A 25,057-nucleotide genomic window follows, 5' to 3' on the forward strand; every position below is an offset into this window, starting at 1 on the left:
GTCCCGCAGCAAGAGCATGGCTGATCGCCGCACCGCCGGTCCTGCTTTGGGTTCCCCTTTCGAAATGCTAGAACGCCGGTCCCATGACCTTCGCAAAGCCGGTTTTTCCCGCGCCCGATCACGATCACGGCCGTTGCACCGCCGATGCGCTGGCGCATGCCGAGGCCGTCTGCGAGCAGCGCACGCAGAAATTCACGCCGATCCGCCGCCATGTGCTGGGGGCGCTGCTCTCGAGCCACCGGCCGCTGGGAGCCTATGAAGTGATCGACGAGCTGGCGAAATCGATGCCGCGGCCGGCGCCGATCACGGTCTATCGTGCTCTCGATTTCTTGATGACGAACGGCCTCGTGCACCGCATCGAAAGCCGCAACGCCTATCTCGCCTGCGCCGCCCACGACCATGACGCGACCTCGGCGGTGACGTTCCTGATCTGCGAGCGCTGTGGTCTGGTCGGTGAGATTCCGTCGGCGTCGTTCGCCAAGGACCTCACCGCCGCCGCGCGCAGTTCAGGCTTCGCTCCCAAACTGTCCGTGGTGGAAATCACGGGCGTCTGTGCGCATTGTCAGAAAGCTGCATAAAGCAACAACGGCGCAACGCCGGTTTTTCAGGAAGACATGTCCTCACCACAAGCCCTATCGTCCGCCGGTCGTCCCCTCAGTGCCGGCGCCATCGCTCTGATGCTCATGCTGTGCCTGACCTGGGGGTTCAACCAGATCGCGGTGAAGCTGGTGCTGCCGGACATCCCGCCGATGCTTCAGGCCACGTTCCGCTCGATGGGCGCGCTGCCGGTGCTGTTCATCATCGGCAGCTTGCGCGGCGTTAAATTCTTCGAACGCGACGGCACCTGGAAGCCCGGCGTGATTGCCGGACTGATGTTCGGCATCGAGTTCGTTCTGATCTTTCAGGGCCTGCGCTTCACACCGGCGTCGCGGGCGGTCGTGTTCCTCTACACCGCGCCGTTCTTCGTCGCGCTCGGCTCCTACCAGGTGCTTGGCGAGCGACTTGGCGGTACGCAATGGCTGGGGCTGGCCGTCAGCTTTGCCGGTGTCGCACTCGCGATCGGGGTACCGCAGCCCAACGTCGATTCGCATGTTCTGCTCGGCGACCTCATGATCGTCGGCGGCGCCGCGCTGTGGGCGGCGACCACGCTGGTTGCCAAGGGCACCCGGCTGCGCTTCGCGGCGCCTGAAAAGGCACTCGGCTATCAAGTCGCGACCTCGATCCCGATCCTCGGCACGGCCGCCTGGCTGTTCGGGGAGACCATCCCCCACACCCCGTCGACGCTGTCGCTGGGCCTGATGGCCTTCCAGGCGATCTGGGTGGTGGGAACCACGTTCACGCTTTGGTTCGCGCTGGTGAAGACCTATTCGGCCAGCAAATTGTCGGCTTTTACCTTCATCACCCCTTTGTTTGGCGTGGTGGGTAGCTATTTCATCATGCACGACACCTTGAACCTGACATTTGGGGCGGCAGCGGTCCTTGTAATTGCTGGGCTTTTTTTGGTTAACCGTCCCAGCCAATCCGCTGCGGCGCCGCGCGATGCATTGCTGAACGTCACCAAAACCTGATATTTGGACCCCATGAACAAGCTCGAAACCACCATCGATTCCGACATCGCGGGGCCTGCGCCGCGCCATCACACCACCCAGGTCAAGGTCGGCGACGTTGCCGTCGGCGGCGGTGCGCCGATCGTCGTGCAGTCGATGACCAACACCGACACCGCCGATATCGACGGCACCATCGCCCAGGTCGCAGCGCTCGCGCGCGCGGGCTCCGAAATGGTCCGCATCACCGTGGACCGCGAGGAAGCCGCTGCCGCCGTCCCGCATATCCGCGACGGCCTGCTCAAGCGCGGCATCACCACGCCCTTGATCGGCGACTTTCATTATATCGGCCACAAGCTGCTCGCGGCCTATCCGGCCTGCGCCGAGGCGCTCGCCAAATATCGCATCAATCCCGGCAATGTCGGCTTCAAGGACAAGCGCGACACGCAGTTCGCCGACATCATCGAGATCGCCAACAAGAACAGCAAACCGGTCCGCATCGGCGCCAATTGGGGCTCGCTCGACCAGGAGCTTCTGACCAAGCTGATGGACGAGAACACCGCCTCGGCCAATCCGCGCGATGCGCGCGCGGTGATGCGCGAAGCCATGGTGCAGTCGGCGCTGCTCTCGGCGGCGCGCGCCGAAGAACTCGGCATGCCCAAGGACCGCATCATCCTGTCGGCCAAGGTCTCGGCGGTGCAGGATCTGATCGCGGTCTACGAGGTTCTCGCCAGCCGCTCCGATTACGCCATCCATCTCGGCCTGACCGAGGCCGGCATGGGCACCAAGGGCATTGTCGCCTCATCCGCCGCGCTCGGCATCCTGCTTCAGCAGGGCATCGGCGACACCATCCGCATCTCGCTGACACCGGAGCCCGGCGGCGACCGCACCCGTGAGGTGCAGGTCGGCCAGGAGCTGTTGCAGACCATGGGCTTCCGCACCTTCGTGCCGCTGGTTGCGGCATGTCCCGGCTGCGGCCGCACCACCTCGACCACGTTCCAGGAACTGGCCAGCTCGATCCAGGGTTTCATCCGCGACGAGATGCCGACCTGGAAAACCAAATATCCCGGCGTGGAAGAACTCAACGTCGCGGTGATGGGCTGCATCGTCAACGGCCCCGGCGAATCCAAGCACGCCAATATCGGCATCTCGCTGCCGGGCACGGGCGAAGCGCCGGCTGCCCCCGTGTTCGTCGACGGCAAGAAGTTCCGGACCCTGCGCGGCCCGACCATCTCCACCGACTTCAAGGCGCTCGTGATCGACTACATCGAGCAGCGCTACGGCCAGGGCGCCAAGGTGCCCGTGACCGCGGCGGAGTGATCTAACTTCACCTCGGGCTCACACTCCGCCGTCGTCCCGGACAAGCGCGCCTCAGCGCGCGCAGATCCGGGACCCATAGCCACAGGATTTTGTGGTGACGGCAGGATGTCACTCCGAGTCTTCGCCAAACCTAATCCTGTGGTTATGGGTCCCGGATCTGTGCTTACGCTTGTCCGGGACGACGGCTGTGTTTGCAGCGCAGATTGCGTATCTGTCACCCCGCGCTACCATGCCCCCAATCAAAACGATCGGGAGAGATGCCATGAGTTCACTCGCCGGCAAGCAGGGCCCGCGCTATCGCCACACGGCGGATGACGGCGCGCCCTATGAGACCATCGCGGTCGAAAAGCTCACCCCGATCATCGGCGCGGAAATATCCGGCGTCGACATCGGCAAGCTGGTCTCGGACGATGCCCGCTCCAACCGGCAGATGGACGAGATTCACCGCGCGCTCGCCGAAAACCTCGTCATCTTCTTCCGCGACCAGCGCATCACGCCGCAGCAGCATCTCGCCTTCGGCCGCAAGTTCGGCGAACTGCATTTCCATCCTGCCGCGCCGCATGAGGATGAAGACCCAGCGCTGATGAAGATCTACGCGGATGCGAACTCGCCGCGCGCCAACGGCGAAGGTTGGCATTCCGACGTCTCTTGCGACCTCGAACCGCCGATGGGCTCGATCCTCTACATCAAGCAGTGCCCGCCGCGCGGCGGCGACACGCTGTTCGCCAACATGTATGCGGCCTACGAGGCGCTCTCGGACCGCATGAAGTCCTATCTCGACGGCCTGACAGCGCTGCATGACGGCGAGCCGATCTATCGTGGGCTCTACGCCAATTACGGCGTGGCTGACCGTCCGTCCTATCCGAATGCCGAGCACCCTGTGCTGCGCACGCATCCGGTCACGGGCAGGAAGGCGCTCTACGTCAACCGCGGCTTCACCCGCCACATCAACGGCATTCCGCGCGACGAGAGCGACGCAATGCTCGCCTATCTCTACCAGCACGCCGAGAACCCGCTGTTCCAGTGCCGCTTCCGCTGGACCGAGAACGCCATCGCGTTCTGGGACAACCGCTGCGCCCAGCACCGCGCGATGTGGGACTACTGGCCGCACACGCGCTCCGGCACGCGCGTGACGGTGAAGGGCGAGCGGCCGGTTTAATCCGCCTACGCACTGCGTTCCGCGTTGACGTCTTCCCGCGTCCGCGCCAATCTTGCCAAAACAAAGACGTCGGGAGGATCAGCCATGCTCCGCGCCGAGGACAACAAATTCCTGACCGAGTCGGGCCCCGGCACGGGAATGGGCGAGCTGTTGCGGCGGTTCTGGATTCCCGTGGCTCTCTCCGAAGAACTTTCCGAGCCGGACGGCGAGCCGAAGAAGATCATCGTGCTCGGCGAAGAGTTGCTCGCGTTCCGTGACTCGCGCGGCGTTGTCGGAATCATCGACCAGTACTGTCCGCATCGCGGCGCCAATCTCTGGCTTGGGCGCAATGAGGAATGCGGCATTCGCTGCGTCTATCACGGCTGGAAGTTCGACACCGACGGCCGATGCGTCGACATGCCGACCTCCTATCCCGACATCAACGCCAAAGACCTCATCCGGATCAAATCCTATCCGGTGCGCGAATGGGGCGAGATGATCTGGGCCTATATGGGCCCGGCCGAGGTCATGCCCGAATTGCCAGATCTCGAAATGGCGCTGCTGCCGGCCTCGCACCGCTATGTCAGCAAGAAATGGCAGGACTGCAACTGGGTGCAAGCGCTGGAAGGCTCGATCGACACCGCGCATTTCACTTTCGCCCATCTCTCCTTCGACAAGGAGGTGAACGAGATTCTGGACATCAAGAAGCATTTTGTGAATCCGATCGCGCGGATGTCGAGCGACCACATGCGTTGGATCGCAGAGGATCCGCGCCCTGTGATCAAGATCCAGCCGCACGACGCGGGATTGACGATTGCCGGTGGGCGTCTCACCGGCGGCGACAGCATCTACTGGCGCATCGCGCAATTCCTGATGCCGTTCCACGCCTATGCGCCGAGCGCGATGCCGGGCGAGAACATTTTTGGCCAGACCTTCGTGCCCGTCACCGACACCAATTGCTGGATCTACACCTATGCCTGGAATCCGGAGCGGCCGCTGGCGCAAGCCGAGCGTGATGCCTTCGACCGCGGCAATGGCGTGATCGCGGAGGTCGACGACAATTACGTGCCGTTGCGCCACAAGGGCAACGACTATTTGATCGACCGCAAACTCCAGAAGACCAGGAGCTACACCGGCATCAAGGGCGTCTCCGAACAGGACGCCGCCGTGCAGGACAGCCAGGGCCCGATCGCCGACCGCACCCGCGAGCATCTCGGCCCGACCGATCTCGGTATCATGCATTTCCGGAAAGTCGTGATGGAGCTGGCGCGGGCGCTTCAGCAGGGCGAGCCGCCATCGCAGGCTGCGCATCAGGATCGCTACGCCGTGCGCTCGGGCGCCTGCGTCACCAGCAGGGCCAAGGACTTGCCCGCCGTGATGATGGAACGCTTTGGTGACGTCGCGGGATTCGTCGGCCGTCCCAGGATTGCGGCTGCGGAGTAAGGCTTGAGGCATTCGCGCAGCATCATCGCACGCCTCGTCTTGCCGCTCGTCGCGTCGATCTTGCTATCGTTGGCGCCTGCTGACGCCGGTCATGCTGCTATCACGAGAAAAAATGCGAAGCCCAAGCCGCCGCAATCACCGGCCAAATGCGAGGTGCCGAAATTCAGGATCGTCGTGGATGTCGGGCACACGCCGGACTCCTACGGCGCGTTGAGCGCGCGCAATGATCCGGAGTTCGGCTTCAACTTCCGGCTTGCGAGGCTCATCACGGCGAAGCTCAAGTCTGGAGGCTTCGCCGCAGCCCGCCTGCTCGTCACGGATGGCAAGGCACGGCCGAGCCTGTTCAAGCGGGTCAGTGCCGCGAATGACGGTCGGGCCGATCTCTTCCTGTCGATCCACCATGATTCGGTGCCGGACAAGCTGCTCGAGAGTTGGGAGTTCGACGGCGCGCACAGCTATTTCAGCGATCGTTTTTCGGGCCACTCTCTATTCGTGTCGGAGCGGAACCCGCACTTCGCCGCCAGCCTGATGCTGGCCCGGATGATCGGCAGGCAGCTGAAAGAGCAGGATCTGCACTATGCCAGCCAATACACTCTGCCGGTGATGGGCCGCTACCGGCGCCAATTGCTCGACAAGGATGTCGGCGTCTACCGCTATGACGGGCTCGTCGTGCTCGCGCAAACCCGCAGCGCCGCCGTGCTGCTCGAGGCTGGCTCGATCATCAACCGCGACGAGGAAATGGCGATGAATTCGCCGGGGCGGCAGGAGATGATTGCGGGCGCCGTGGCGGTGGCGATCAGGGAGTTCTGCGAGAGGCGGTGATTGCTCGCGCAATGACGAGAATCTATAGCGGCCCTCCCCGATACTCCCGGTTCGCCAAACTCGCCTCCTCCAGATCCAGATCCCGCTCGATCCGCCGGCGCGTCTCGTCGGTGATCTGGCCGTCGCGCAGCAGGTCGTGAATGAATTTGCGCTCGGCCTCGATCAGGTCACGCGTCAGGGCGGTGCCGGCGGCCGAAACGTCGTGGTGGGTGGGATCGAGCGAGTCGGGAAGCTGGTTGATCCGGATATCGTGGCGTGCGCGCAGGAGCCGCATCACCTCGTCCGAGATTTCCTTCTCCCCCGTCAGCACGTCGAGCGACTTCAGGGCGGCATCGAGAGCCTGGCGGCGTGCCGCGATCTCGGCCTCGTGCTCGGCGACATGCTCGTTGCGACCGGCTTCCGCGACGCCGAGCCAGCGCACCACCGGTGGCAGTGTGAGGCCGACTCCGATCAGCGTGACGAAAATGACAGCGAAGGCGACGAACAGGATCAGGTCGCGATACGGAAAGGCCTCGCCGCCCGGCAACGTGAAGGGCAGCGCCAGCGCAGCCGCCAGCGACACGGCGCCGCGCACGCCGGTGAACGCGAGCACGAACGGCCATTGCCATGGCGGTGAGGGATCGCGGGCGCGCAGCGACTTGCTGAACATCCGCGGCAGATAGGTCGCGGGATAGAGCCAGGCGAAGCGCGCGCCCACGACGACCACCAGGACCACGGCGGTTGCGATCATGATGTCGTCGAGCGGAAACGCCTTCGATTTCTCATAGAGCGCGCGCATCTGGAATCCGGTGAGCAGGAACAGCAAGCCCTCGATCAAATAGATCACGAGATCCCAGAAGAATATGCCTTGCAGACGCGTCGATGCCGAGATCAGCAGCGGCCCGTTCCAGCTCACATAGAGGCCGCAGGCGACCGTGGCGATCACGCCGGAGCCGCCGACGTGCTCGGGCAGCCAATAGGAGACGAACGGCGTGATCAGCGACAGCGTCAGCTCGACCTGCGGATCCCTGGACCATTTGCGCAAGCGCAGGGACAGCCAGCCGACGCCGATGCCGAAGGCGATCTCGCTGGCGACGATGAGCAAGAACTCGCCGGCTGCCAGAGGCAGCGAGAAATGCCCGACCATGATCGCGGCGAGCGCGAAACGATAGAGGGTCAGCGCGGTAGCGTCGTTGGCGAGCCCTTCGCCTTCGAGGATGACCAGAAGCCGGCGCGGCATGTGCAGCCGGCGCGCGATCGCGAGCGGTGCCACCACGTCGGGCGGCGCGACAATGGCGCCGAGCAGGAAGCCGATAGCCCAGGGCAGGCCAATCACATAATGCGTGGCGGCCGCCACCAGCGCCGCGGTGAAGATCACCGCGCCGACCGCGAGCAGCACGATCGGGCGTAAATTGTTCCTGAACTCGCGCCAGCTCATGGCGACGCTGGCCGAGTAGATCAGCGGCGGCAGCACCATCAGCAGTACCAGTTCCGGCGGCAGTTCGACCGGCGGCATGCCCGGCACGAAGGCGAGACCGATACCGGAGAGCATCAGCAGAATGGCAGGCGCGATGTTGAAGCGGCGCGCGACAAGCGCAGTGCCCGCCAACACGGCAAGCAGGATGAGAAAGGTCTGAAATTTCGCTTCGATCATGGCCTGTCTTGGCCGGAAGCAACCGCAAGGTCAATGCGGCGCGGCTCAGGCCAGCCGCTCAGCCACCATGCGGCCGATGCGCGCGAACACGGCTTCGAACTGCGCAGCGTTGGGCGTGCCGCCCTGGGTGTAGGCCGCGATCAGGATCGGTGCATCGGGCTTCGTATCGGACTTCGTATCGGGCTTGGGCCAGACCACCGCGATATCGCCGGAGGCGTCCTTGCCGTTGTTGCCGGTCTTGTCGCCGATCTTCCAGTTTGCGGGGAGCCCGCCGCGCAGCCGGTTCGCGCCGGTCTTGCAGCCCACCATCCATTCCATGAGTTGAGCACGCGAGGCCGGCGACAGCGCCGCGCCCGTCACCAGCCGCCGCAGATTGCCCGCCATCGCCGCCGGGGTCGTGGTGTCGCGGGGATCGCCGGGCGGTGAGCGGTTGAGCTCGGGCTCATTGTGGTCCAGTCGCGAGGTGCTATCGCCGAGCGACCGCCAGAAGGCGGTGAGCGCGGCGGGACCGCCGATCCGCGCCAGCAGCAAGTTGGCGCAGGTGTTGTCGCTGAGTTCGACGATTGCCTTGCACATCTCGGTGACCGACATCGCGCCGGCGGCAAGATTTTGCCTGGCGACCGGTGCGTACTCCAGCAGGTCGACCTTGCCGTAGGAGATCTTGGCCGCGAGCTGCTCCTCGCCACGATCGACCCGCGCCAGTACGCAAGCCGCGAGCGAAGCCTTGAATGTCGAGCACATGACGAACCGTTCGTCGGCCCGCCATGCGAGCTTTGCGCCGGTCGCGAGGTTCTCCGCATAGACGCCGATCCGGCCGCCACTCTCGCGCTCATAGGTTTCGAGCTCAGGCTGCGCGTCCGCAGCGAGGGCAGGGGAGGCGGCAATCCAGCACAGCGAGGCGAGCAGCGAACGGCGGTCGAGAAGCATCGGGGACTTTCAGGCGAGCCGGAGGAGGCAGCGGCGAGCCGGAGGGAAGCCCCTCACTCCCGCAGGTCATACCGATACGACTTCGACACGATCTGCCAGCCGTCGGCGAGCTTCATCGCCACCAGATAGTCGGTGAAAAAACGCGGCGGCAACTGGCACCGGACCTTGATGAAGGCGGTCTTGTCGTCCGAACGGTCGACGGTGACGATGAAATCTTCGCGCGGCTTGCCTTCGGCCTTGCCGGAGGGGCGCTCGCGCACGCGGTCGAGCCAGTCCGGCACGGTCAGCACCTGCAGTTCGCCCTTCTCGACCCAGCGCAAATCGGCGGAGGGGTGGAAGATGGCGCCGAGTTTTTCGGCATCGCCCTCGTAAAGTCCATCGAAATAGGATTGCACGACGGCTTCGATGCTCGCGCGGTTCTGGCTCATGGTCATCCCTTTGTATGATCGCTCGGGGCGAACTTAGTCGTACTCATCAAAATGCGCTATGGGAGTGCGTACCATTTGCGCGAGGACATTGTGATGACCGGATCAGAGAATTCGAACGCTCGTATCCTGATCGGCGAATGCTACTGCCGCGCCGTGCGCTATGAGGTGGCGGACGCATTCTCCTATGCGATGAACTGCCACTGCTCGAATTGCCGCCGCACCACCGGTGCAGCCTTCAAGCCGTTCGCCGGAATAACCAAGGACAAGCTGCGCATCGCCCATGGTGAAGATCAGCGCCTCATCTTCGGCGACGAGACCACCCATGACGCCCACTGCGCCCGCTGTGGCTCGCTGCTTTATTCCCGGGTGCGCGAGGGAAAATGGGTCCATGTCGCCATGGGAACCCTGGTCGATGCCCCCTCGATCCGACCGAGCGTCCACATTTTCGTGGGCTCGAAGGCGCCCTGGCACGAGATTACGGACAATCTGCCGCAATATCAGGGCCACGTAGGGGATGCCTGAGGGAACCTGCTGCGCGCCTATTTCTCGGCGAACCGCGACCGGACTGGCGCGACAAACAAAGGGGGTTTTTCGGCCTGCCGCCGGTGCCACCTTCGTGACCTCCATCGCCCGCGGCGGACCCTGCTAAAGCCATCCCAAAGGGGCTCGAACTGCCCTGAACCCGGAAGTCGTGTCATGCGCAAATCGCTCAGACTTTGCCCACTTCTCCTCGCGGTCGCGCTGCTATTCGGCGCCTGGCCCGCTTTGGCCGGGAAGCGCGTCGCGCTGGTGATCGCCAACTCGGCCTATCAGCACGCGCCGTCGCTTACGAACCCTGTCAATGACGGTTCGGTGATGGCCAGGACACTGAAAGAGGCCGGCTTTGACATCGTCGATTCCCGGCACGATCTGACGGCGCTGGACACCCGGCGCGTGCTGCGCGAATTCGCCGACCGGACCCGCGATGCCGACATCGCCGTGGTCTACTATGCCGGCCACGGCATCGAAGTCGAAGGCTCGAACTATCTGATCCCTGTCGATGCCAAGCTGGAGCGTGACACCGACGTCTTTGACGAGGCGCTCTCCCTCGACCGCGTCCTGGTCGCGGTCGAACCGGCCAAGCAGCTTCGACTGGTGATCCTGGACGCCTGCCGTGACAATCCGTTCGGCAAGACCATGAAGCGCACGGTCGCCTCGCGCGGCATCGGCCGCGGCCTCGTCCAGGTCGAGCCGACCAGCCCCAACACGCTGATCGCCTATTCGGCCAAGGCCGGCTTCACGGCGCAGGACGGCGACGGCGCCAACAGCCCCTTTACCATGGCGCTGTCGAAGCATCTGACGACACCGGGCCTCGACATTCGCCGCGCCTTCGGCTTCGTGCGTGACGACGTGCTCAAGTCGACCGGCAACAAGCAAGAGCCGTTCGTCTATGGCTCGCTCGGCGGCGAGGACGTGCCGCTGGTGCCGGTCAAGGTCGCCGCTGCGGCTCCGGCGGCGCCTGCGCTGAATCCGCAGGCCGACATCCGCCGCGATTACGAGCTCGCGCTGCAGGTCGGCAACAGGCCGGCGTGGGATGCCTTCCTCGCCCAGCATCCCGACGGTTTCTATTCGAGCCTCGCCAAGCTTCAGCTCGAAAAAATCGGCGCTGAGCAGGCTCATGCGGCGGCCACCGAGAAGGCGAAACAGGCCGAGGCCGAGCGCGATCGCCTTGCTGCTGTCGGTGCGCAGAAGGATGCGCAGGCCAAGGCAGCCGCCGATGCGAAGGCCGCGGAGCAAGTGCAGCTTTCCGCGCAGAAGGCCAAGGAGCAGGCGCAGCAGCAGGCGGCCGCTGCCGAGCAGCAACGCGTCAATCTCTCCGCCACGGCGCCAAGTGCTGCGCCCGCCAGCACGGCGAGCCCTCCCGGCACCAACGTCGCATCGCTGACGCCGGCGACTGCGCCGGCCGATCTCAGCCGCTCGGTGCAGGCCGAGCTCGGCCGCGTCGGCTGCTTCTCGGGTGCTGCCGACGGCAACTGGACGACGTCCGCGCAGCGGTCGTTGTCGCAGTTCAACCGCTATGCCGGCACCAAGCTCGACGTGAAGGTGGCGAGCATCGATGCACTCGACACGGTCAAGTCAAAACAGTCGCGCGTCTGTCCGATGGTTTGCGAGCACGGCTTCAAGGCCGACGGCGACAAGTGCACCAGGATCGTCTGCGGCGACGGCTATGCGCTGAACGACGACAAAGAATGCGAGAAGAAGCGTGCCGCAAAGCCCACGGCTTCCAAGCCCGCGACCTCGCGACGCGACGACGGCGAAGACCGTCCGGTGCGGCAGCGTCGTCAGGCAGGCGGCGCAGGTGCCGGTGCGGCGGGCGGCTTTGGTGGCGCTGCCGGCATTGCGGCTGCGGCCGGCGCCGGCCGCGCCGCAGGTGGCGGACAGCTATTCTGCAATAACGGCGGCTGTCGTGCGGTCAACCGCGGCTGCCATCTCGAATATCGCGGCGGCGGCGGCCCCGGCAACGATGCAAATGTCGAGGTGTGTAACTGACACTACCGGGTCGTCCGGGCTTTCGCCGGGACGACGGATCAAGTCGCGATTGCACTCGCCGCGATGTTCACCGTCAGCGCCAGCAATGCCGTGTTGTAGATAAAAGAGACGATGCCGTGCGCGGTGGCGGTGCGGCGGATGGTCTTGTCGGTGATGCCGACGTCGGAGACCTGCGCGGTCATGCCGATCACGAACGAGAAATAGACGAAGTCCCAATAGTCAGCGTGGTCTTCCTTGTCGCCGCTGGGAAACTGAAGGCCGCCCGGCGTTGGGTGACGATAATAATCATGCGCGTAATGCAACGCGAAAGTCGTGTGCACGGCGGCCCAGGACAGCGCGATGGTGGTGATCGCGATGGTCAGCTCCGCGGCGCCGCGGTGGGCGCCGAGTTCGGCGACAATCGCGGCGATGCTGGCGAAGGCACCGGTCGCCGTCACCAGCAGGATCACGAAGCGGCCGTCGTCCTGCATCGCAGCGGCGCGGCGGATGTGCTGGTGGTCGTTGCAAAGCATCATCGCGTAGACCAGCACGAGATAGACCGCGATCAGTGCATCCCAGCCAAGCACAAGCCGCGTCGTCAGCCGGTACGAACCCGGTATGAGCAGGCAGACGAGGATACCGACGGCAAGCGATATGAACGTTCGCGGCCGCGCATACACCAGGCGCACCGGCCTCGACATCTTGCGGAAGCGAGCGAGGGCAAGATCTTCCTTGCTGCCGCTCGCCATAGCGCTATCAGCTCTTCCGTTCAGCGACGAACCGCGCAGCCGCTTGCAGCACGGCGGCCCGATCGCCGAAGATCGACACGGCGCTGTCGGCCCGCGCGAGCAGGTCGCGGACGCGCTGCTTGGCGCCTTCGAGGCCGAGCTGCGTGACGAAGGTGGTCTTGCCCATCGCTGCGTCCTGGCCCGAGGGCTTGCCGAGCGCAGCCGCATCGCCTTCGACGTCGAGCAGATCGTCGGCGATCTGGAAGGCTTCGCCGAGTGCGCGACCGTAATCGTCGAGCGCCTGATATTCCTTTTGCGAGGCCTGGCCGAGGATCGCCCCGGCGATGCAGCCGTAACGCAGCAGCGCACCGGTCTTCATCTGCTGAAGACGCGCCACGTCCACCGGCTCGCGGTCGCCAAAGCGGCCTTCGCCGGCGAGATCGAGGATCTGGCCGCCGACCATGCCGCCGATGCCGGCGCAGCGCGCCAGCGCGCGCGTCAGCAGGAGCCGCACATTGGCATCGGGATGAATCTCGTCGCGGGTGATGATGTCGAAGGCGAGCGTCAGGAGGCCGTCGCCGGCGAGGATCGCGGTGGCGTCGTCGGTCTTCTTGTGCAGGGTCGGGCGGCCGCGGCGCAGGTCCGAATTGTCCATTGCCGGAAGATCGTCATGGATCAGCGAGTAGCAGTGGATGCATTCGAGCGCCGCACCAGCGAGCCGCGCGGCTTCGCGGGGCACGCCGAACACGGCGGCGCTCTCGACCACCAGGAACGGCCGCAGGCGCTTGCCGCCGTTGAGGCTCGAATAGCGCATTGCGTCCATCAGTCGCTTGGGCCGGGCGATCTCATCGGGCAGGATGTCGTCCGCCAACAGGCGCCCGAGCAGCGCCTCGGTGTCATCAGCGGTCTTGTCCAGACGTTTGGCGAAATCGGACGGGGACGTGCCGGTCATCAAGAAGGGCTCCAGAACTAAATTCGGCGGGACAATCCTTTATGCGCCCGCCTCAGTCAATCGTTTGGAAGGCCTAAAAAGTGCTGGAAAACGCCCGAATTATCACAGACTTAATGCCGGGCTCGAGGCCGCGTTACGTTCTGCGCCGGAAAGGTTGATTTGCGCGTCGTCAAAACCCTTCTCCTGGTGCTGGTGGTCGCGGCTCTCGCGCCCTATGTGATCGCGCCGTTCTACCGCATTGGCCATCCCGTTTCGACGCTGATGGCCTGGCGCTCGCTCCGGGGCGCGCCGATGCAGCGGGAGTGGATCGATCTGGCGGCGATGTCGCCCTCACTGCCGCGCTCGGTAGTGGCGGCCGAGGACGCCCATTTCTGCAAGCATCACGGCATCGACTGGGGCGCGCTGCGTGAGGCCATCGACGACGCGCAGGAGGACGGCACCCCGTTCCGGGGCGCTTCCACCATCACCCAGCAGGTGGCGAAAAACCTGTTCCTCTGGCAGGGGCGCGATTTTGTCCGCAAGGCGCTGGAATTCCCGCTGGCGCTGTGGATCGACTTGGTCCTGCCCAAGGCGCGGATCCTGGAGATCTACCTCAACATCGCCGAACTGGGACCGCAGGGCCAGTTTGGGGTGGAGGCGGCCAGCGCCTATGCCTTCGGCAAGTCAGCCGCCAGTCTTTCCCTCCGGGAGGCCGCCCTTTTGGCCTCAATCCTGCCGAATCCGGTCAAACGTAGCGCCAGGACGCCGGGACCTGGCGTCCGGCGGCTGGCCGGGACCTATGTTGCGCGGGCGCAGGCCAACTCGCTTTCGACCTGCTGGCGGGAAAATCGCTGATTTCGGGTCCTTTTCGGGCGCATTTTCCGTCCCAGAACCCTAGATTTAAGGCCGGCCTTCCTCTATAAGCCCGGCCTTGACCGGCATTCAGCTCGCCTCGGTTTGCGGGTGCTGAGCCGTCCCCTCGCGGACGATGCCCCGAAACACCAATCCCTAGAGGATATTGAAATGGCCGTTCCGAGAAGAAAAACCTCGCCGTCGCGTCGTGGCATGCGCCGCTCGGCAGACGCCATCAAAAAGCCGACCTATGTGGAAGACAAGGACTCCGGCGAGCTCCGTCGTCCGCATCATCTCGACCTCAAGACCGGCATGTACAAGGGCCGTCAGGTCCTGAAGAAGAAAGAGTCCTGAATTCAGGACCTTTCCCCAGGCAGGATGATTTCGCCTGCCTGATTTCGGCCAACCCATGAGATATGACAGTGACGGCGGCGGAGCGAATGCTTCGCCGCCGCATTGTCCTGTCTGGATATCTTGATCGAGAAGGCATTCGCCGATGGTCGGTTTCCCGCTGCTTCTGATCCCGCTCGCGGTCTACAACATCATCGCCTTCCTGATGCCGAGCGTGTCCTTTACGGACGTGCTGTTTAAGGTTCCGATGATCACGGGCGAGGCCTGGCCGGTCACACTCGCCGACGTGATGCTCGCGCTTGGCGTCGTGCTGTTGCTGCTCGAGGTGGTCAAGGGCGCGCGGCCCGGCTCGAAATTCCTGATGGATCATTTGCTGTCGCTGATCGTGTTCGGCGCGGCTGCGGCCGAATTCGTGATGTGGCCGAAATTCGGCAACTCCACCTATTTCCTTTTGGTGCTGCTCGCGATGGCCGACTTCCTCGGCGGCATCGCCCAGCGCACGCGCCGCCGCGGCGCCTATGTCGCCGAGACTGTGCCGGCATCGCGCAAGGCCAGGCGCCAGGCTGAAGTGGCAGCCGATGAAGCGGTGGTCGAGTCCAAGTTCGAGCCCGTCTCTGCGCCGGCGGTGCCGCCCGCATCCGCACCCTCCGCGCAGTCGGTCGCCGAATCCGTGCTGATCGATCACCCCGCGCCGAAGCCGGCTCAGAGCACGTCCTCGCCGGAAATCCCCTCGCCGCATCTTCAGCCCGGCAACGGTACGCCGTCGTCTCCCGACGCGCCGCGCTGATCTACTTCAAGCCACCTGCCGCGTGCGCGCGGTGACGCTCGGAAGCGGATGCTTGCTGCCATAGGCTACCTGCGCATCCTCGGAAGACGCACGGCGGAGCCGGCTCGTCTGGGGCAGGTTCTCGGCGTTGGCGATGAGCTGGGTGACGAAGCTGGGATCGGGGCGCGGCAGCGGCGCCTTGTGGACCCACTGCAAAATCGGCAGTTGCGGCACCAGGGCCGTGCCCGTGCCGTTGTCTGCCTGGTCCGATCGGTTCGTACTCAACATCGCTATCACCGTTGATCCGGCAAGCCTGTCGCGTTTCGAGACGCTGGCGCCGGTGCGTGTCATGTACTCGCAAGGCCTATGCCGGACGGGCCGGTTTGGTTCCTGCGGCGTGAGGAAACGTGGTTTCCAAACTGTTTATCAACTTTGCCTAGGGTCAATGGCGAATCTGGCTTTATCCTGTGCCGACTCAGGACTCCCCGCTGTCCCGAAACGAGGCGATTTTGACCCCCGCATTGCCGCAAGCCTCCGACATCCTGGCCGCCCTTGGCCAAGCCGTGTTCGCCTGGGACATCGCCAGCGATGCCATGGTCTGGGGTGAGCAGGTCAGCGCCATCTTCCCCGGAATTCCCGCCGAGCGGCTGGCCACCGGCACCGAATTCGCCAAGCTGATCGAGCCCGCACAATCGCTGCGGACCGCTGCGCTGGCGCAGACCTCCGCCGTGCACGGCGCCGACGGCACGCCCTACCGGGTCGAGTACGGTGTGCGCATGAGCGCTGCCGATCCCGTGGTCTGGATCGAAGAGACCGGCCGCTGGTTCTCGGGACCCGATGGTCGGCCGGTGCGCGCGATCGGCTCCGTCCGCATCAACAATGAGCGCCACGCCCGCGACGAGGAACTGACGAAGCTGGCCCGGCTCGATCCGCTGACCGGCGAGCTCAATCGCTCGCATCTGATCGCGGCGCTGGCCGAGGCGATCGAGGAGACGACCCGTTTCCGCTCGACCGCGGCCTTCATGCTGGTCGGCATCGATCATCTCGCGCGCGTCAACGATGCCTTTGGTTTCGACGTTGCCGATGCCGTGATCCTCGACGTCGCCAAGCGCATCCGTGCGCGCTTGCGCGGGGGCGATGTGCTCGGCCGCTTCTCCGGCAACAAGTTCGGCCTAATCCTGAAGAACTGCACCGTTGACGACATGAACGTCGCTGCCGAGCGCTTCCTCGCCGGCATCCGCGACGAGGTGGTGCCGACCAAATCCGGCCCGGTGTCGGTCACTGCTTCGATCGGCGCGGTCAGCGTGCCGCGCTATGCCCGCAACACCGACGAGGCCGTCAATCGCGCCCATGAGACGCTGGATGCCGCAAAACAACGCCGCGTGGGTTCGTTCGCGACCTGGCGTCCCGATGCCGCGCGCGACGCGCAGCGCCGCGTCAACATCCGCGTTACCGACGAGATCGTCACCGCGCTGAACGAGCGCCGTATCAAGCTCGCCTATGAGCCGGTGGTCTCGGCCGCCTCGCGCGAGCGCGCGTTCCACGAATGCCTGGTGCGGATGGACCAGGGCGGCGGCCAGGTGCTGCTCGCGCCCGACATCGTGCCGGTCGCCGAACGGCTCGGCCTGATCCGCCTGGTCGATCACCGCGTGCTCGAGCTCGTGGTCGCCGAGCTCGCCGCCGCGCCCGACATCTGCCTCAGCCTCAACATCTCGCCAGACACGACGATGGATCCGGACTGGTGGGCCAGCATCGAATCGCTGATGCGCGCGCATCCCGGTGTTGCCGAGCGTCTGATCGTGGAGATCACCGAGACGGTCGCGATCCAGGACATCGACGACGTACGCGGCTTCGTCACGCGGCTGAAGAATTTCGGCAGCCGCATCGCCATCGACGATTTCGGCGCCGGCTACACGTCGTTCCGCAATCTGCGCAAGCTCGGCGTGGATATCGTGAAGATCGACGGCGCCTTCGTGCAAAACATCACCCATTCCGCCGACGACCGCGCCTTCGTGCAGACCCTGATCGACCTCGCCCGCCGCCTCGACATCAAGACGGTGGCCGAATGGGTGCAGGACGAAGAGGCCGCAAACATGCTGCGCGACTGGGGCTGCGACTACATCCAGGGCCGTTTGATCGGGCTCGCGTCGGCCGACCGTCCGTGGAGCGCGTCGCCGGATAACGTGCTGCCTGCGGCAGGCTGAGACAAAACCCTCACGCCCCTTCATCCAGCGCCACCAGCTCGCGCTTTTTGCGCAGCGCCGGCAACAGCGGCGCGACCAGCAGCACCAGCGCCAGTACGAGACACGCCGCCGAGATCGGACGCTGCACAAAGGTCCAGAGGTCGCCCTGCGACAGGATCAGCGACTTGCGCAGATTGTTCTCCAGCATCGGTCCGAGCACGAAGGCGAGCACCAGCGGGGCCGGCTCGTAGCCGAGCTTGCGCATGAAATAGCCGATGATACCGAATGCGATCATCACATAGACGTCGAACACGTTGTTGCTCGAGCAGTACACGCCGATGATCGTGAACAGGATGATCAGGGGGAAGAGAATGTTGTAGGGCAGCTTGAGCAGCTGCACCCACATGCCGATCATCGGCAGATTGAGGATCAGCAACATGACGTTGCCGATATACATGCTGGCGACGATGCCCCAGAACAGACCGGGGTTTTGCGTGATCAGCAGCGGTCCCGGCTGAAGGCCGTGGATGACGAAAGCGCCGAGCAGTAGCGCCATCACCACGTTTGGCGGGATGCCCAGCGTCATCAGTGGGATGAACGCGCCGCCGGCTGCCGCGTTGTTGGCGGATTCGGGGCCTGCGACGCCTTCGATCGCGCCATGGCCAAAACGCTCCGGCGTTTTCGACAGCCGCTTCTCCAGCGCATAGGACGCGAACGAGGCCACCACCGCGCCACCGCCCGGCAGGATGCCGAGCAGGAAGCCGAGCAAGGTGCCGCGCGCGACCGGGCCGGCGCTCGCCTGCCAATCGGCCTTGGTGGGCAGGAGTTGCGTAATCCTGGCGTTGATGATGTCGCGCTTGATCGCCTGCTCGATGTTGAGCAGCACCTCGGCGACCCCGAACAGGCCCATCACGACGGGGACGAGTCCGATACCGTCGATCAGCTCCATGCGGCCGAATGTCAGCCGCGGCTGCGCCGTGATGCTGTCGAGCCCGATCAGTCCGAGCACGACACCGGTGCATGCCATCAACAGCGCCTTCGGCATCGAGCCCTGGGTGAGGAAGGTGAGCACCACGAGGCCCAGCACCATCAGGCTGAAATACTCGGCCGGGCCAAACGCGATCGCAATGCCCGCAAGCCGAGGCGCCACCAGCATCAGCGCGACCAGCGAAAACGTGCCGGCGATGAAGGAACCGAAGGCAGAGATGCCCAGCGCAGGGCCAGCTCGGCCCTGCTTCGCCATCTGGTGGCCGTCGATACAGGTGACGACGGAAGCGGCTTCGCCGGGGATGTTGACCAGGATCGAGGTGGTCGAGCCGCCATACATCGAGCCGTAATAGATGCCCGCCATCATGATGATGCCGGACTCCGGCGTTCCCGACAGCGTCACCGGAAGCAACAGCGACATCGCCGAGATCGGTCCGATGCCCGGCAGTACGCCGACCAGCGTGCCGATGAAGACGCCAATGAAGCAATAGAGCAGGTTGATCGGTAGCAGCGCGACGCCAAACCCGTGCGCGACGTTGACGAGCGTGTCCATGCGGCTAACCCATCCCGAACAGGCCCGAGGGCAACTGGATCAGCAGCACCCGCTCGAGCACCCACCACATCCCGAGCGGCACCAGCACCGCGACCGGGATCGCCAGTGTCCAGCGCACGGGATCGATCAACCGTAACAAGAGCAGCATCAACGGGATAGACGATAACAGGAATCCCAGCGGCTCCAGGGCAAAGGAGAATGCGGTGAGGCAGGCGATGACGAGGAGTGGTTTGCCCCAGCTCACATTATCCCAGCGTGAGGCCAGCGTCGGGCCGCCCTCCGTGATGGCCGAAATGATGATGCTGACCGCGAAAACGCACATCAAGATGCCCGTGTAGAACAGCACGTAGCCGGAGCCGGGGTCGTTGATGGTGCCGAGCTTGAGCTTAACGCCCTGCCAGATCACGAAGCCGCCCAGCGCGAGCCCGATCAACCCGCCCCAGAGTTCGGAGTTGTTGAGGCGGAGTTTGACGTTGGTTTTGTCGTTCATAGACGCCCTCTCGGCCGTTCCCCGGACGCTGCGCAGCGCCATAAGTGCGTTCACGCACGTCTTCGACATGCTATGGCGGTGCGCTGCAGATCCGGGGTCCATAGATGCGTGGCAAATGTAGATCCCGGACGCGACGCAGCGCCGGAGAAGCGCTGCACCGCGTCCGGGACATAAAAGTGGCTCAATCCTACTTCTTCGCAAGCCCGAGCGTGTCGATCGCCTTGCGCTCTGACTCCGTGACCTCGACGACGAACTTCCTGTAGTCCTCGGTATTCTTGTAGCTCGGCACCATGTCGTATTTGGCGAGCGTGGCGATCACCGCGGGGTCCTCGACCGCCTTCTTGAAGGCGTCGTGCAGCTTGGCGACGATCTTGGGATCCATGCCCTTGGGTCCTGCGATGCCGAACGGGGAATCAAAGACCATGGGATAGCCGAGCTCCTTCAGCGTCGGCACGTCAGGATAGTTCGGCGACCGCGCGCCGGTCCACACCATGAGAAGCTTCAGCTTGCCGGCGTCAACCAAGGGCCGCCAACCGGTGGAGTCGGCTTGCAGCATGGTGTGTTGGCCGAGTACCGCGGCGTTGGTCTCTGCCCCGCCCTTGAACGGTACCTGCGTGAGCTTGATGCCGGACATCGCGGCGATCTGCTCCATGCCGATATGAAGCGAGGTGCCGGTGCCCGGCGTCGCGTAGGTCACCTTGCCCGGATTTGCCTTCGCGAACGCAACCACGTCTTTCCAGGACTTGAACTGCGACTCCGCGCTGGTGGTTACGCCGAAGGTGTAGCCGGTGAGATGAATGATGTAGGTAAAATCTTTTGCCGGATTCCACGACACCTCCTGCATCAGGGGCAGGCGGAAGACGGTGATCGGAAGCTGTGAGATGGTGTAGCCGTCCGGCTTCGCGGCCGCGGCCATGGTGGCAGGTCCGACCGTGCCGCCGCCGCCCGCCTTGTTGTCGATCACGATCGGCTGCCCCAGGACCTTGGAGGCGCTGTCGGCGATCGCGCGCATCGAGATGTCGGTCGATCCGCCGGCCGGCCATGGCACGATCAGCGTCACCGGTTTGGTGGGATAGTCCTGCGCACCGGCGGCGGTTGCGAGCAACGCGCTCACGACGGTATGCATGGCGGCAAACGCGATTGTCTTCAGCCCGTATCGCGACATCGAAATTCCTCCCTCGCAGCGGCCTCGTTCGGGCCGCCGTTTCTCATTGTTATGGCGGGATTGTCCTCGAAATCGTGAGAGAAGAAAAGCGCGTTGCACGGCGGCTCCACGGGGGCGAGACGGTGATTCCGCCGAAAAACGCACGTGCGACAATTGGTCGTTTGGAAGCGTGCCGAGATACGGAATTTGCCGTCGGCGGAGCCTTTACGCCACGCGGCGGACTGCGTTCAGCGTCTCGATCATGCGCTCGACTTCGGCGGCCGGACAGGGCTTGCCGAAATAATATCCCTGCACGTCGGTGCAGCCGCATTCGCGCACGAAATCGAGTTGCTCCGCCGTCTCCACACCTTCCGCCGTGGTCTCGACGCCGAGCACCGAGCCAAGGCTGGCGATGGTGCGGACGATCGCCACGCTCTCCGGGCTTTCGCCGAGGGTGCCGACGAAGGAGCGGTCGATCTTGATGCGGTCGAACGGGAATTTGCGCAGATAGCTCAGCGAGGAATAGCCGACGCCGAAATCGTCGAGACTGACACGCACCCCTAACGCGCGGAGCTGGTGCAGGATCTCGATCGTCGCCTCGCTGTCGTCGAGCAGCGCCGTCTCGGTGACCTCGAGCTCGAGCCGGTGCGGCGGCAGGCCGGCCTCCGCAAGCGCGCTCGTGACCATCGCCACCAGCCCGCGCGCGCGGAACTGCACCGGCGACAGGTTCACCGCGACGGTGAGATCGGGCCAGGACACGGCAGTCGCGCACGCCGTGCGCAGCACCCATTCGCCGATCGGAACGATCAACCCGTTCTCTTCCGCGATCGGGATGAATTCGGCCGGCGAGACGACGCCGCGCGACGGATGTTTCCAGCGCAGCAGCGCTTCGAAGCCGGTGAGCTCGGTCGAGTCGAGCCGCACCTGCGGCTGGAACACCAGGTGGAATTCCCTCGCCTCCAGCGCGCCGTGCAGGTCGTGCTCCAGCGCGTGCCGGCTCCGGGCCTCTTCCTCCATCTCGGGCTCGAACAGTTGATAGGCGCCGCGCCCCTTGGCCTTGGCCTGGTACAGCGCGAGGTCGGCGCATTTCATCAGCTCGTCGGCATCGAGCCCGTGCTCGGGCGCGATTGCGATGCCGACGGAGACGCCGACATGGATCGACTGGTTCTCCAGCGGCGGCGGGTGACCGATGACCTCAACCAGGCGGCGTGCGAGCTTTTCCGCCGATTGCGGCTGCGGTCCGCGCTGGAGAACGGCGAATTCGTCGCCGCCGAGCCGCGCGACGGTGTCGTGCTCGCCGACATTCTCTTTCAGCCGCGCCGCGACCCAGCGCAACAGCCGGTCGCCGGCCGCGTGGCCGAGGCGGTCGTTGACGGTCTTGAAATTGTCGAGGTCGAAGCACAGCACCGCCATCGCGCCGCCGGCGATCGCGACCTGGTTCAGCCCCTCGCCCATCTTCTCGCGGAACAGCGTGCGGTTGGGCAGGTCAGTGAGCGAATCGTGCAGGGCCATGTGCGCCACGCGGGCCTGCGCCTTGTGGCGCTCGGTGACGTCCTCATAGGTGACGACCCAGCCGCCTTGCTCCATTCGCTTGTGATTGAGCTTGATGATGCGGCCGTCGCTCAGATGGTGGTGCAGCGTGTGCTCGCCCTCGCGCAGCCTCTCGACATAGTCGGCATAGAGCCGCGCGGCGGTGGTATTCGGATGGATGCCGAGGTCGCAGCTGTGCTCCATGATCTCGCGCATCGAGACGCCCGGCTTCACCAATTCGGGCGACAGTCCGTACATCTCGATATAGCGGCGGTTGCAGACGATCACGCGCAGGCTCGGATCAAGCATGCACAGGCCCTGGCTCATGTTGTTCAGAGCCGCGTCGAAGCGCCGGTACTGCTCGCTCAATTCCTCGACCGCGTGCTCGCGCTCGGTGATGTCCTCATAGGTGGCAACGAAGCCGCCCTCGGCCAGCGCGCAATAGCGCACCGAGATCATGGTGTCGTTCGACATGCGCCGACGTCTCGGCGAGGAGTCACGGTCGGCGATCCTCGCGCTGGCGGCTTCCAGGAGCTGCTGCGGACTATATTCGGATGAGAACGCGCCGTTCGTCATCGAGCGCTCGATCAGCTCGCCGAGATGCGTGCCGGGTTTGGTCTCCTCCGGCGACAGCCGATAGATCTTCCGGTAGGTGGTATTGCAGACGCGCAGGCGCATGTCGCTGTCGTAGAAGGCGAGCCCGTGCGCCATGTTCTCCAGCGCGGCATCGAGGATGAAGTTCTGCTGCCTCAGCGTCTCCTCGTATTGCAGCCGCTCGGTGACATCTTCGTGCACCGTCACCCAGCCGCCGTCGGGCAGGAAACGGGAGACCGCCTGCACCATCCGTCCGTCGTGGCGCATCACCAGCAGGGTTTTCGCCTTCCTGCCGCGCGCGTCCTGCAGTCTGGTGTCGTGGAATTCTTCGGACGACATGCCCGGCAGGTTGCCGCGTGAAAGCCAGTGATCGATGGTCGTGCCGTGCGTGACGCCCGGCTTCACGATTTCCGGGTCAAGGTTGTAGAGGTTCAGGAAACGTTCGTTGCAGACGACGACCCGGCTGTCGGAATCATACATGATGAGCCCGTGCGACATGTTCGCGAGTGCGTGCTGGCTGCGCTCGGTCTGCACGTGCAGCTCCGCTTCGAGCCGGGCGAGGCGGCTGACGTCGTCGCAGATCGTCATCCAGCCGCCGCCGGGGAGCGGCTTCAGCTCGAGTGCCATGACGAGGCCGCTTGCCAGATGCTGCTCCGTCCGGAACGGTTGACCGTCCGCGATCTGCTTCATGCGCCTGGCATAGAGCGCATCGAGGTCGTTCGCCGGGAAGTTGCCGAGCTCAGCGCTATGAGCGAGCACGTCGCGATAGCTCGTGCCGATCCGCACGATCTCGGCCGACATGTTGAACAGCGTGAGGTAGCGCTGATTGACCAGCACGATCCGGTTGGCGGCGTCATAGACGCAGACGCCTTGCTCCATGTGGTCGAGCGCAAGCTGGCTCAGTCCGACGAGGGCCTCCGGGGCCTCTTCGCGGCGTGCATCAAGCTCGTTGGCGCGGATCGACGTCATGGGGCGGAAGGGTCTCGGCGGGCAATAGACTTAACGCAGCGTAATTCAGTCGCTGAGGGTAGCGAAGAGGCGGGAAAATTCCCTTAAGCGCCGTAGTTTACGGAGGGTGACCGGCGGCGCGGAGAGGCGTGTATGCCGACATCTGAATGGTGAGGTCTTACCACCAGCCCGGACCTTATCACCGTCATCCTGAGGTGCCGGAGCGAAGCGGAGGCCTCGAAGGGCGACGGCCCGGCTGCATCCCGGCCGTCCATCCTTCGAGGCTCGCCGCGCTGCGCACGGCGAACACCTCAGGATGACGGGGCCAGAGCGCAGTCTCCGTACCGCTCTACGGCCCGTACAGGACGAGCTCCGTATCAGTGAGGTCGGCGAGCTGCGGCCGGTGCGGGCCCTTGAAATATTTGCGGCCACGCCGCTCGGTGTAGATGCCGACGAGGCCGGGAACCGGGCCATTGGAATCGATGGCAACCGAGATCTTGCCGAGCCGCAGCAGCAGCCGCCCGATGCGGCCTGCGCATTCGGTGTATTCGGCGGCGTTGCGACAGTAGATCAGCTTCATCGCGGGAGGCGCAATGAAGCCGCGGCGGATGCGCACCGGTTGCAGGATGAAAGGGAACGTTCCCTTCGGCGTGCGGCACACGAAGCTGAGGCAATTGTAGCGCGCGTGCCGCGTCAAGAGCTCGGTTTCGGGTTCGGAAAGTCCATCGATCGTCTTGGCGTGCTGCGAGATGACCTCGATCTTGCTCCAGCGGGGCGCGCGCGCCAACGCAGGTACCGAGAAGAATATGCCGCGGCAATAGGCGCGAAAGCCCTGCGTCTCGATGATCGGCCAGGTCCACCGCGCCGGGCTGATGTTGAGATAGGTAACGTCCTTGTGCCGCTGCGCGATCTTGGTCAGGAGCGGGGCGTAGTTGCGGTAGGCCGGATCGACGTACCAGCTCGACAAATTGCACTGGATGGCGGTCTCGCCGCCGTCCTTCCGCGCCGTGTAGATCAGCAGCAGCACGCCGACCGGCGTGCCGTCATTGTCGAGCATGTAGCCGAAGCGCGGGTAACCTTCCGGCACGGGCCGGAAGGCCTGCCGGCGCAGGCCCTGGATCCAGTAGTTGCGCGAGCGGCCCACGAAGCCGCGTGTCAGCAAGTCCGCGACTGCCTCGACGTCGGACTCGGTGATCTCGCGGCATCGGACCTTGGTGTGGATCACGCTGGTTTTTCC

At 64.7% G+C, this 25,057-nt stretch carries 23 protein-coding genes; 12 read left to right on the top strand and 11 right to left on the bottom strand.

Annotated features, from left to right (window positions below):
- Positions 1 to 83: 83 nt before the first annotated feature.
- From ABIB06_RS11020 to ABIB06_RS11045, 6 genes are all read left to right on the top strand, one after another.
- A complete protein-coding gene (locus ABIB06_RS11020) occupies positions 84 to 578 on the top strand; it encodes a Fur family transcriptional regulator (RefSeq protein WP_354048085.1) in 495 nt (164 codons plus the stop codon).
- Between the two features lie 36 nt (positions 579 to 614).
- The gene (locus tag ABIB06_RS11025; protein ID WP_354048087.1) at positions 615 to 1,568 is read left to right on the top strand and encodes a DMT family transporter; all 954 of its coding nucleotides are present in this window, start codon (positions 615 to 617) and stop codon (positions 1,566 to 1,568) included.
- 12 nt (positions 1,569 to 1,580) lie between these two features.
- Positions 1,581 to 2,864, top strand: a complete 1,284-nt coding sequence (ispG, locus tag ABIB06_RS11030; protein ID WP_354048088.1) for a flavodoxin-dependent (E)-4-hydroxy-3-methylbut-2-enyl-diphosphate synthase — start codon at positions 1,581 to 1,583, stop codon at positions 2,862 to 2,864.
- Between the two features lie 262 nt (positions 2,865 to 3,126).
- Complete coding sequence (locus ABIB06_RS11035) at positions 3,127 to 4,023, top strand: TauD/TfdA dioxygenase family protein (protein ID WP_354048090.1); 897 nt, start codon at positions 3,127 to 3,129, stop codon at positions 4,021 to 4,023.
- Between the two features lie 84 nt (positions 4,024 to 4,107).
- Positions 4,108 to 5,445, top strand: coding sequence for a Rieske 2Fe-2S domain-containing protein (locus ABIB06_RS11040; RefSeq protein ID WP_354048092.1), 1,338 nt, complete (start codon positions 4,108 to 4,110; stop codon positions 5,443 to 5,445).
- Between the two features lie 3 nt (positions 5,446 to 5,448).
- Entirely contained in the window at positions 5,449 to 6,267 is an 819-nt protein-coding gene (locus ABIB06_RS11045; RefSeq protein ID WP_354048094.1) for an N-acetylmuramoyl-L-alanine amidase, read from the top strand.
- A gap of 22 nt (positions 6,268 to 6,289) precedes the next feature.
- On the opposite strand, the gene ABIB06_RS11050 is transcribed toward ABIB06_RS11045, so the two are convergent.
- Genes ABIB06_RS11050 through ABIB06_RS11060 form a run of 3 tightly spaced genes read right to left on the bottom strand, consistent with a single transcriptional unit; the run spans position 6,290 to position 9,255 of the window.
- Positions 6,290 to 7,900: a Na+/H+ antiporter gene (locus tag ABIB06_RS11050; RefSeq protein ID WP_354048097.1), complete on the bottom strand. Its 1,611-nt coding sequence runs from the start codon at positions 7,898 to 7,900 to the stop codon at positions 6,290 to 6,292.
- Between the two features lie 45 nt (positions 7,901 to 7,945).
- Positions 7,946 to 8,827, bottom strand: a complete 882-nt coding sequence (gene bla, locus ABIB06_RS11055; protein WP_354048099.1) for a class A beta-lactamase — start codon at positions 8,825 to 8,827, stop codon at positions 7,946 to 7,948.
- 53 nt (positions 8,828 to 8,880) lie between these two features.
- A complete protein-coding gene (locus ABIB06_RS11060) occupies positions 8,881 to 9,255 on the bottom strand; it encodes a nuclear transport factor 2 family protein (protein ID WP_354048101.1) in 375 nt (124 codons plus the stop codon).
- A gap of 93 nt (positions 9,256 to 9,348) precedes the next feature.
- On the opposite strand from ABIB06_RS11060, the gene ABIB06_RS11065 reads away from it, so the two are divergent.
- The gene (locus ABIB06_RS11065) at positions 9,349 to 9,777 is read left to right on the top strand and encodes a GFA family protein (protein ID WP_354048102.1); all 429 of its coding nucleotides are present in this window, start codon (positions 9,349 to 9,351) and stop codon (positions 9,775 to 9,777) included.
- 174 nt (positions 9,778 to 9,951) lie between these two features.
- Positions 9,952 to 11,784 (top strand): caspase family protein, encoded by a 1,833-nt coding sequence (locus ABIB06_RS11070; protein WP_354048104.1) that lies wholly within the window; start codon positions 9,952 to 9,954, stop codon positions 11,782 to 11,784.
- A 38-nt stretch (positions 11,785 to 11,822) separates the two neighbouring features.
- Here ABIB06_RS11070 and ABIB06_RS11075 read toward each other — a convergent pair whose 3' ends face one another.
- A complete protein-coding gene (locus tag ABIB06_RS11075) occupies positions 11,823 to 12,512 on the bottom strand; it encodes a DUF1345 domain-containing protein (RefSeq protein WP_354048106.1) in 690 nt (229 codons plus the stop codon).
- A 7-nt stretch (positions 12,513 to 12,519) separates the two neighbouring features.
- Positions 12,520 to 13,443, bottom strand: a complete 924-nt coding sequence (locus ABIB06_RS11080; protein ID WP_354048108.1) for a polyprenyl synthetase family protein — start codon at positions 13,441 to 13,443, stop codon at positions 12,520 to 12,522.
- 159 nt (positions 13,444 to 13,602) lie between these two features.
- Between ABIB06_RS11080 and mtgA the strand changes: the two genes are divergently transcribed.
- From mtgA to ABIB06_RS11095, 3 genes are all read left to right on the top strand, one after another.
- Complete coding sequence (gene mtgA, locus ABIB06_RS11085; RefSeq protein ID WP_354048109.1) at positions 13,603 to 14,277, top strand: monofunctional biosynthetic peptidoglycan transglycosylase; 675 nt, start codon at positions 13,603 to 13,605, stop codon at positions 14,275 to 14,277.
- 168 nt (positions 14,278 to 14,445) lie between these two features.
- Positions 14,446 to 14,628 (top strand): 50S ribosomal protein L32, encoded by a 183-nt coding sequence (gene rpmF / locus ABIB06_RS11090; RefSeq protein ID WP_007598106.1) that lies wholly within the window; start codon positions 14,446 to 14,448, stop codon positions 14,626 to 14,628.
- Positions 14,629 to 14,770: 142 nt separating this feature from the next.
- Positions 14,771 to 15,412 (top strand): hypothetical protein, encoded by a 642-nt coding sequence (locus ABIB06_RS11095; RefSeq protein WP_354048111.1) that lies wholly within the window; start codon positions 14,771 to 14,773, stop codon positions 15,410 to 15,412.
- Between the two features lie 6 nt (positions 15,413 to 15,418).
- On the opposite strand, the gene ABIB06_RS11100 is transcribed toward ABIB06_RS11095, so the two are convergent.
- Positions 15,419 to 15,679: a hypothetical protein gene (locus ABIB06_RS11100; protein ID WP_247351715.1), complete on the bottom strand. Its 261-nt coding sequence runs from the start codon at positions 15,677 to 15,679 to the stop codon at positions 15,419 to 15,421.
- A gap of 221 nt (positions 15,680 to 15,900) precedes the next feature.
- On the opposite strand from ABIB06_RS11100, the gene ABIB06_RS11105 reads away from it, so the two are divergent.
- Positions 15,901 to 17,595 (top strand): putative bifunctional diguanylate cyclase/phosphodiesterase, encoded by a 1,695-nt coding sequence (locus ABIB06_RS11105; protein ID WP_354048112.1) that lies wholly within the window; start codon positions 15,901 to 15,903, stop codon positions 17,593 to 17,595.
- A gap of 10 nt (positions 17,596 to 17,605) precedes the next feature.
- On the opposite strand, the gene ABIB06_RS11110 is transcribed toward ABIB06_RS11105, so the two are convergent.
- The 5 genes from ABIB06_RS11110 to ABIB06_RS11130 all read right to left on the bottom strand — a co-directional run bounded on the left by ABIB06_RS11110 (position 17,606) and on the right by ABIB06_RS11130 (position 25,045).
- On the bottom strand, positions 17,606 to 19,114 hold the full coding sequence (locus ABIB06_RS11110) for a tripartite tricarboxylate transporter permease (protein ID WP_354048114.1): 1,509 nt from the start codon (positions 19,112 to 19,114) through the stop codon (positions 17,606 to 17,608).
- 4 nt (positions 19,115 to 19,118) lie between these two features.
- Positions 19,119 to 19,604 (bottom strand): tripartite tricarboxylate transporter TctB family protein, encoded by a 486-nt coding sequence (locus tag ABIB06_RS11115; protein ID WP_247351720.1) that lies wholly within the window; start codon positions 19,602 to 19,604, stop codon positions 19,119 to 19,121.
- Positions 19,605 to 19,791: 187 nt separating this feature from the next.
- Positions 19,792 to 20,769, bottom strand: coding sequence for a tripartite tricarboxylate transporter substrate binding protein (locus ABIB06_RS11120; protein ID WP_354068726.1), 978 nt, complete (start codon positions 20,767 to 20,769; stop codon positions 19,792 to 19,794).
- Between the two features lie 204 nt (positions 20,770 to 20,973).
- Positions 20,974 to 23,841, bottom strand: coding sequence for a PAS-domain containing protein (locus ABIB06_RS11125; RefSeq protein WP_354048118.1), 2,868 nt, complete (start codon positions 23,839 to 23,841; stop codon positions 20,974 to 20,976).
- A 328-nt stretch (positions 23,842 to 24,169) separates the two neighbouring features.
- Entirely contained in the window at positions 24,170 to 25,045 is an 876-nt protein-coding gene (locus tag ABIB06_RS11130) for an acyl-CoA acyltransferase (protein WP_354048120.1), read from the bottom strand.
- Positions 25,046 to 25,057: the final 12 nt, after the last annotated feature.

The sequence above is a fragment of the Bradyrhizobium sp. LB8.2 genome (genome assembly GCF_040548035.1).
GTDB lineage: Bacteria > Pseudomonadota > Alphaproteobacteria > Rhizobiales > Xanthobacteraceae > Bradyrhizobium.